At 67.8% G+C, this 7,375-nt stretch carries 8 protein-coding genes; 5 read left to right on the top strand and 3 right to left on the bottom strand.

Annotated elements, in window-relative coordinates:
* The first annotated feature begins 215 nt into the window (after nt 1-215).
* From IAE56_RS20060 to IAE56_RS20070, 3 genes are read left to right on the top strand one after another with little or no spacing between them, the layout of a single operon-like run.
* Nucleotides 216-842 carry a superoxide dismutase gene (locus IAE56_RS20060; protein WP_200753727.1) on the top strand — a complete coding sequence of 209 codons (627 nt, stop codon included), beginning with the start codon at nt 216-218 and terminating at the stop codon, nt 840-842.
* Complete coding sequence (locus tag IAE56_RS20065) at nt 842-1,420, top strand: flavin reductase family protein (protein ID WP_200753728.1); 579 nt, start codon at nt 842-844, stop codon at nt 1,418-1,420. Before IAE56_RS20060 ends, IAE56_RS20065 begins: the two co-directional genes overlap by 1 nt.
* Entirely contained in the window at nt 1,417-1,770 is a 354-nt protein-coding gene (locus tag IAE56_RS20070) for a tetratricopeptide repeat protein (RefSeq protein WP_200753729.1), read from the top strand. The genes IAE56_RS20065 and IAE56_RS20070 overlap by 4 nt, the downstream gene beginning before the upstream one ends.
* A gap of 5 nt (nt 1,771-1,775) precedes the next feature.
* Here IAE56_RS20070 and IAE56_RS20075 read toward each other — a convergent pair whose 3' ends face one another.
* Nucleotides 1,776-2,924, bottom strand: coding sequence for an acyl-CoA desaturase (locus IAE56_RS20075; RefSeq protein ID WP_108769075.1), 1,149 nt, complete (start codon nt 2,922-2,924; stop codon nt 1,776-1,778).
* Between the two features lie 12 nt (nt 2,925-2,936).
* Complete coding sequence (locus tag IAE56_RS20080) at nt 2,937-4,007, bottom strand: ferredoxin reductase (RefSeq protein WP_234456231.1); 1,071 nt, start codon at nt 4,005-4,007, stop codon at nt 2,937-2,939.
* Nucleotides 4,008-4,099: 92 nt separating this feature from the next.
* On the opposite strand from IAE56_RS20080, the gene fabR reads away from it, so the two are divergent.
* The gene (gene fabR, locus IAE56_RS20085; protein WP_108769077.1) at nt 4,100-4,759 is read left to right on the top strand and encodes an HTH-type transcriptional repressor FabR; all 660 of its coding nucleotides are present in this window, start codon (nt 4,100-4,102) and stop codon (nt 4,757-4,759) included.
* A 614-nt stretch (nt 4,760-5,373) separates the two neighbouring features.
* Here the strand turns inward: fabR and mntR are convergent.
* Entirely contained in the window at nt 5,374-5,835 is a 462-nt protein-coding gene (mntR, locus tag IAE56_RS20090) for a manganese-binding transcriptional regulator MntR (RefSeq protein WP_200753731.1), read from the bottom strand.
* Nucleotides 5,836-5,951: 116 nt separating this feature from the next.
* Here mntR and IAE56_RS20095 point away from each other — a divergent pair, with 116 nt between their 5' ends.
* On the top strand, nt 5,952-7,283 hold the full coding sequence (locus IAE56_RS20095) for an Nramp family divalent metal transporter (protein WP_200753732.1): 1,332 nt from the start codon (nt 5,952-5,954) through the stop codon (nt 7,281-7,283).
* Nucleotides 7,284-7,375: the final 92 nt, after the last annotated feature.

A 7,375-nucleotide genomic window follows, 5' to 3' on the forward strand; every position in this document is an offset into this window, starting at 1 on the left:
GCAGGACCGCAGGCGCCATGGATGGCGCCTACGAGCCCCCATGGATGGGTTCACGGCGTGTCCTGCCTGCGTCCACCCACCCGCGCAATCACGGAAATCCCAAAGCGCCAACAGCGCACGCTTTAAACATCTACCCTTGACCTCAACCAAAGTTGAGGTGCGATAACAGTCTCCCCGAGGCCAACCCCCTGGCCTTCCCCACGGAGACTGTTGCAATGCCCTACTCGCTTCCCGCCCTCCCCTACGCCTACGACGCCCTGGAACCGCACTTCGATGCGCGCACCATGGAGATCCACCACGGCAAGCACCACCAGACCTACATCAACAACCTCAACGCCGCACTGGAACAGGCCGGCATCGCCGACACCCCGGTCGAAACCCTGATCGCCGACCTCGACGCGCTGCCCGAGTCCGTGCGCGGCGCGGTGCGCAACAATGGCGGCGGCCACGCCAACCACAGCCTGTTCTGGACGGTGCTCAGCGCCACCGGCGGCACGCCGGATGCCGAACTTGCCGCTGCCATCGACCGCGATCTCGGCGGCTTCGAGGCCTTCAAGGACGCCTTCAGCAAGGCCGCGCAGACCCGCTTCGGCAGTGGCTGGGCGTGGCTGACCAGCGATCGCGACGGACGCCTGCAAGTCGAAAGCAGCGCCAACCAGGACAGCCCGCTGATGGGTGCGGCGGTCGGCCTGTCCGGCAATACGCCCATCCTCGCCCTGGATGTCTGGGAACACGCCTACTACCTGCACTACCAGAACCGTCGCCCCGACTACATCGGCGCATTCTTCAACATCATCGACTGGACCGAGGTCGGCCGTCGCTACCGCCAGGCACGCGTCTGATGGACGCCGGCGGCAGTGCCTATGCCGGGCCGTGGGGGGGGGTCTTCCCCGCCCCGGCGCCGGCACCCTCGGTGGACCTGCCGCCGCGCGCCCTGCGCCGGCTGCTCGGCCACTACCCGACCGGCGTGGCCATCGTCACTGCACGCGACGCGCAGGGACACCCGCACGGGCTGACCATCAACTCGTTCGTGCCGGTCTCCCTGCAGCCGCCGCTGGTGCTCTGGAACCTGGCCCTGCACGCGAAGACCCTGCGGGTGTTCCAGCATGCGACCCGCTTCACGCTCAGCGTGCTGGGTGCCGGGCAGGAAGCCCTGGCCAGACGCTTCGCCGATCCGAGCGTGCGTGATCGTTTCGACGGCGTGCCGTTGCTGGAAGGCGAGGAAGACACACCGCCGCGTATCGCCGGTGCGGTCACACACCTCACCTGCAGCCGCCACGCGCAGTGGCCGGTGGGCGACCACCTGCTGCTGGCCGGCCGCATCATCGAGGCGGAGGAAACCGGTGGCGCGCCCTTGATGTTCCATCGCGGCCGCTTCCTGCCCGGGCCGCTTGAACTGCTGCATGAGGTACAGCCATGAACATCGACGCACTGGAGGCCATGCTCGCCAGCGGCAAGGACAGCGCGCTGCTGCGCTTCGGCCTGGGCAAGAGCTGGCTGGACGCAGGCCAGCCCGTGCACGCCGCCACCCACCTGGCACGCTGCGTGGCGCTGGATCCGGAGTATTCGGCGGCGTGGAAGCTGCTCGGCAAGGCGTGGCTGGCCGGTGGCCAGCCGCAGGCGGCGCGCGCGGCATGGCAGCGTGGGCTCAGCGTGGCTGGCAGCAAGGGCGACCAACAGGCGCGCAAGGAGATGCAGGTGTTCCTGCGCCGGCTGGACCCCGCCCCGCAGGACGGCGATCCGCCGGCGGTGCTGGCCAAAGCCAGCTGAAGCCCTCAGCCCGCGTTGGCGGGCGCCGGTGCCGGCATGATGTCCGGCATCGGCAGGCGGCGCGGCTTGCTCGGGAAGGCATGGCGCAGGATGCGCCAGACCACCTGCGCGAACTGGCGCGGCAGCGAGCCGTTGTTGTAGTGCTGGCCGTAGCGGCGGCAGATTTCCTTCACTTCCTTGGCGATGGCCGCATAGCGGTTGGCCGGCAGGTCCGGGTAGAAGTGGTGCTCGATCTGGTGGCTGAGGTTGCCCGACAGCACGTTGATGATGAAGCCGCCGCTGATGTTCGAAGAACCGCGCAGCTGGCGCAGGTACCAGTGGCCGCGCGATTCATTGCGCAGGCATTCCTTCGGGAAGGTTTCCGACTCGGCGGTGAAGTGGCCGCAGAAGATGATCACGTAGGTCCAGACGTTGCGCATACCGTTGGCAACCAGGTTGCCCAGCATCACCGGCAGGAAGAACGGGCCGGCCAGCAGCGGGAAGAACACGTAATCCTTCAGCACCTGGCGGACCATCTTGCGCGCCACCGGACGGGTCTGCAGCCACATCGCACGGCTGCTGATGCGCCCCTTGAACCAGCGGCCCAGGCGCAGGTCCTGCGCGGCCACGCCCCACTGGAACAGCAGCGCGAAGATCGGCGCGATGATCGGCTGCATCAGGTAGAACGGCGACCAGCGCTGTTCCGGGAAGATGCGCAGCAGGCCGTAGCCGATGTCATCGTCCATGCCACGCACGTTGGTGTAGGTATGGTGGCGGAAATTGTGGGTCTTGCGCCAGTTGTCGCCGGTGGCAACGATGTCCCACTCGTAGGTGTTGCCGTTGAGCTTGGGGTCGCCGGTCCAGTCGTACTGGCCGTGCATCACGTTATGGCCCAGCTCCATGTTTTCCAGGATCTTGGCCAGCGCCAACAGCAGGGTGCCGGCGATGCAGGCCGGCCACAGCAGCGGCGCCCAGAACAGCGGCGAGAACGCACCGAGGAACAGCAAACCACGGCCCAGCACGCCCGACCAGCGCACGGCGGCGGCCACGCGGCGGATGTAGCGGGTGTCGGAGGCGCCGAGGCTGCCCAGGATACGGTCACGGATCGCGTCGAGCTCGGCACCGAAGGCGTTCATCTCGGCGGGGCTCAGGGCACGGTCGGAAGCGCGGGTCATGGCAGCAGGTCCTCAGAGATCCAAAGTCAGGTCGGTGGTCGGTGCGCTCACGCAGATCCGCACCGGCTGTGCCGTTTCGGACTGCATTTCACCGGTGCGCAGGTGGCGGGTGGTGCCACTGACGCGGTCGCAGGTGCAGCTGTTGCAGATACCCATGCGGCAGCCGTGCTTGGGCTTGATGCCCTGGGCTTCCAGGCTTTCCAGCAGCGAACGGCCGCGCGCGACCTTCAGCTGGCGGCCGCTGCGCGCCAGGGTCAGGGCGATCTCACCGGCGCTGTCGGCATCGCTGAGCGGTGCCGGCGGGGTGAAGGCCTCGGCCTGGAAGCCGGCGACCTGGTGCACCAGGCGCTGCCGCGCGGCGGCGACGAAGCCATCCGGGCCACAGGCCAGCACGTGGCGCTGCGCCAGCGGGGTATCGTCGCCGGCCACGGCCAGCGAATGGGTATCGATGCGCGCAGCCGGCACCTCGCCCTCGCGCGTGGTCAGCAGGTGCACGCGCATGTTCGGGGTGGCCGCAGCCAAGGCCAGCAGTTCATCGCGGAACTGGAAGGCGGCGGCGTTGCGTTCCCAGTAGAACAGGTCCACCGGCGCGGCCAGCGGGCGCTGGCAGGCCTCGCGCAGCAGGCTGCGCATGGGCGTGATGCCGCTGCCGGCGGCCAGCAGCAGCACCGGTGCAGCGGCCGGCATGTGGAAGTCACCAAAGGCCGCATCCAGCCTGAACAGATCGCCCGGCCTGGCATGGTGGACCAGGTGCTGGCTGATGGTGCCGCCGTCGACCGCCTTGACGGTAATGGCCAGCTCGCGGCGGCCCAGCGCGGTCGGGCTGTAGCTGCGGCGAAATACGCGCCCTTCAAGCTCCACACCCAGGGTGATGTGCTGGCCGGCGCGCATGCCGGCCCAGTGCCGGTTGCAGCGCAGGACCAGGGTGGCGGCGCCCTCGCCGGCCGGCTCGCGCCGGACCAGGCGGGCCAGGGGCTCGCGCAGGGTCCACAACGGATTCAGCTGGCCCGCCCAGAAATCGAACAACGTCGGCGACAGCCAGCGGTATGGGGAAAACAGGGACGGACGGATCACAGCGCTCATGGGCGCACTATACGGCCGCACATACACCTGTGTATACATGTGTATATTGAACCGGATTGGGTATGATTCAGCCTCGTCCCCCCGGAAGTCCCATGGCCGCCGCCACCGCCCTGACGCCGCCCGAAGATGCCAACAGCCCGGCCCGCCGTACGGTGAGCCGCGAGGACCTGCTGGCCGCCGCGCTGAAACTGATCGGCCCGCACCGCAGCCTGTCCACGCTGAGCCTGCGCGAAGTCGCGCGCGAAGCGGGCATTGCCCCGAACAGTTTCTACCGGCAGTTCCGCGACATGGACGAACTGGCCGTGGCCCTGATCGACGTCGCCGGCCGCTCGCTGCGCACGATCATCGGCGAGGCCCGCCAGCGCGCCACCTCCAGCGCGACCAGCGTGGTGCGCGTGTCGGTGGAAACCTTCATGGAGCAGCTGCGCGCAGACGACAAACTGCTGCACGTGCTGCTGCGCGAAGGCGCGGTGGGCTCGGATGACTTCAAGCACGCGGTCGAACGCGAACTGCACTACTTCGAAGAAGAACTGCAGCACGACCTGGTGCGCCTGGCCGCACTGGACGGCGCCAAGCTCTACAAGCCGGAACTGGTGGCCACCGCCATCACCCGCCTGGTGTTCGCCATGGGCGCCACCGCGATGGACCAGCCGCCGGAGAAAGACCCGGAGCTGGTCGAACAGATTTCCACGATGATTCGCATGATCATCGTCGGCGCCCGCACCCCCGCAGCGTTCCGCCGCGGCAGGTAAGCGCCGGGGTCGGATCCGTTTCCACGGGAAACGGCTCTGACCCATACCGACCAGTAGATCCACGCCATGCGTGGATTCACTCTGTCAGATAGCGAATGAATTCATCCACGCATGGCGTGGCTCTACTGTGTCGACCAAGGTCGACACCTATCAGAGCAGAACACCCCCCGACAGATCCCGGCAGCCTGTCGAAGGCGGGGTGCCCGCTGTTGCTGTTGCTGTTTAGCGCCGGGGTCGGATCCGTTTCCACGGGAAACGGCTCTGACCCCTGATGTCGGGTAGTCGAGCAAGCTCGACTCTACGGATTCCGCTTTTGAGAAGGGGTCAGAGCCCGTTGCGTCGCAACGGGATCCGACCCCGTGCCGACCAACGGTCGGCACCCACCAACAGCTGCGCCATGCCGTACCGACAGATCGCGGGCAACTGTCGAAGGCGGGGTGGGTCCGGTTGAGGGGGCGTGAGCCGCATGGATGCGGCGACCGAGCTTACAGGGACGTACTTGCAGCGTCCCCCTCAACCGGACCCACCCCGCCATCCCACGGATAGCCAGCTTTTGCCGTTGAAGTTGACGTTGATTGCAGCAGGTGCAGGGCTGCAAGCCCTGCGCACACACCTCAGCCCTCAGCCTTCTTCACGAACGCCTCGAACAGCGCCAGCGTCTGCTCACTCACATGATGCTCGATGCCCTCGGCATCACGCCGCGCCGTATCCGGGTCCACGCCCAGCGCCAGCAGGAAGCGCTCCACGGTCTGGTGCCGCTCGCGGCTGGCATGGGCCAGCGCCTCGCCTTCCGGGGTCAGGAACACGCCGCGGTAAGGACGCTGCACCACCCAGCCATCCCGGGCCAGGCGCCGCAGCATCTTCGCCACCGTCGGCTGGGCCACGCCCAGGCGCGTGGCGATATCGACCTGGCGCGCTTCACCACCGTCGGCCAGCAGGTCGGAAATCAACTCCACGTAGTCCTCGACCAGCTCCATCCGGTGTGCCTCGCGCACCTGCCGGAAGCTCTCGACCTGGCGCTCGGCCTCGATCAAGGGGGGGTTCTTTGCCGATGTCGAAGCGCCTGTCTTGCCCACGCGAGTGCCTGTCCTGCCGATGACTTCCGGATCTGAACCTGAATTCTGGACCAGTGACGCAGCAAAGACGATTGTTTCACATTGCTAATGGATATAGCAGTGGCTATATTGCAGCCATGAACACCGTCGCGCCCACCGACTCCCCGGCCGCCCCCGCAGCCAGCCTCGGCGCGCTCAACGCCTCGGTGGCCGTACCCGACAAGGGCCACTGGTGGTTCCGCCTGCTGGCCTTCATCGGCCCCGGCTACATGGTCTCGGTCGGCTACATGGACCCGGGCAACTGGGCCACCGACCTCGCCGGCGGTTCGCGCTTCGGCTACCTGCTGCTCTCGGTCATCCTCATTTCCAACCTGATGGCGGTCATCCTGCAGGCGCTGTCGGCGCGGCTGGGCATCGCCACCGGCATGGACCTGGCCCAGGCCTGCCGCGCGCGCTACCCCAAGCCGGTCAACCTGGCGCTGTGGGCACTGTGCGAAGCGGCGATCATCGCCTGCGACCTGGCCGAGGTGATCGGCACCGCCATCGCGCTGAAGCTGCTGTTCGACCTGCCACTGCTGTGGGGTGCGGTGATCACCGCGCTGGACACGCTGCTGGTGCTGCTGCTGATGAACCGCGGTTTCCGTGCACTGGAAGCCTTCGTCATCGCCCTGCTGATGATCATCTTCGGCTGCTTCCTGGTACAGATCGCGCTCGCCGCGCCGACGGTGATGGAGGTGCTGGGCGGCTTCATCCCGCGCACCCAGGTGGTCACCGATCCGCACGCGCTGTACATCGCCATCGGCATCATTGGCGCGACGGTGATGCCGCACAACCTCTACCTGCACTCCTCCATCGTGCAGACCCGCGCCTATCCGCGTACCGATGCCGGCCGCCGCAGTGCGCTGCGCTGGGCGGTCACCGACAGCACGATCGCGCTGACTCTGGCGCTGTTCATCAACGCCAGCATCCTGATCCTGGCCGCGGCGGTGTTCCATGCCAATGGCCGTTTTGATGTGGAAGACATCGAACAGGCGCATCAGCTGCTGGCACCGATGCTGGGCGTGGGCCTGGCCTCGACCCTGTTCGCAGTCGCCCTGCTCGCCTCGGGCCTGAATTCCACGGTCACCGCCACCCTGGCCGGGCAGATCGTGATGGAAGGGTTCCTGCACCTGCGCCTGCCACCGTGGCTGCGGCGCTTGATCACCCGTGCGCTGGCGATCATCCCGGTGGTGGTGGTGATCCTGCTGTTTGGCGACCAGGGCGCGGTGAAGCTGCTGGTGCTGAGCCAGGTGGTGCTGTCGATGCAGCTGCCGTTCGCGATCATTCCGCTGGTGCGGCTGGTGACCGACAAGGCCACGATGGGCGCGCTCGTCGCCCCGCGCTGGCTGGGCAGCATCGCCTGGGTGATCGCCGTGGTGATCGTGGCGCTGAACGTGAAGCTGCTGGTGGATACCTTCACCGGCGCGTAAATCGCAGGGGGGGGGGGGGGGGGGGGGGGGGGGGCGGGGGGGCCCCCCCCCCCCCCCCCCCCCCCCCCCCCCCCCCCCCCCCCCCCCCCCCC

The sequence above is a fragment of the Stenotrophomonas sp. S41 genome (genome assembly GCF_016624625.1).
In the GTDB taxonomy this organism is placed as follows: Bacteria; Pseudomonadota; Gammaproteobacteria; order Xanthomonadales; family Xanthomonadaceae; genus Stenotrophomonas.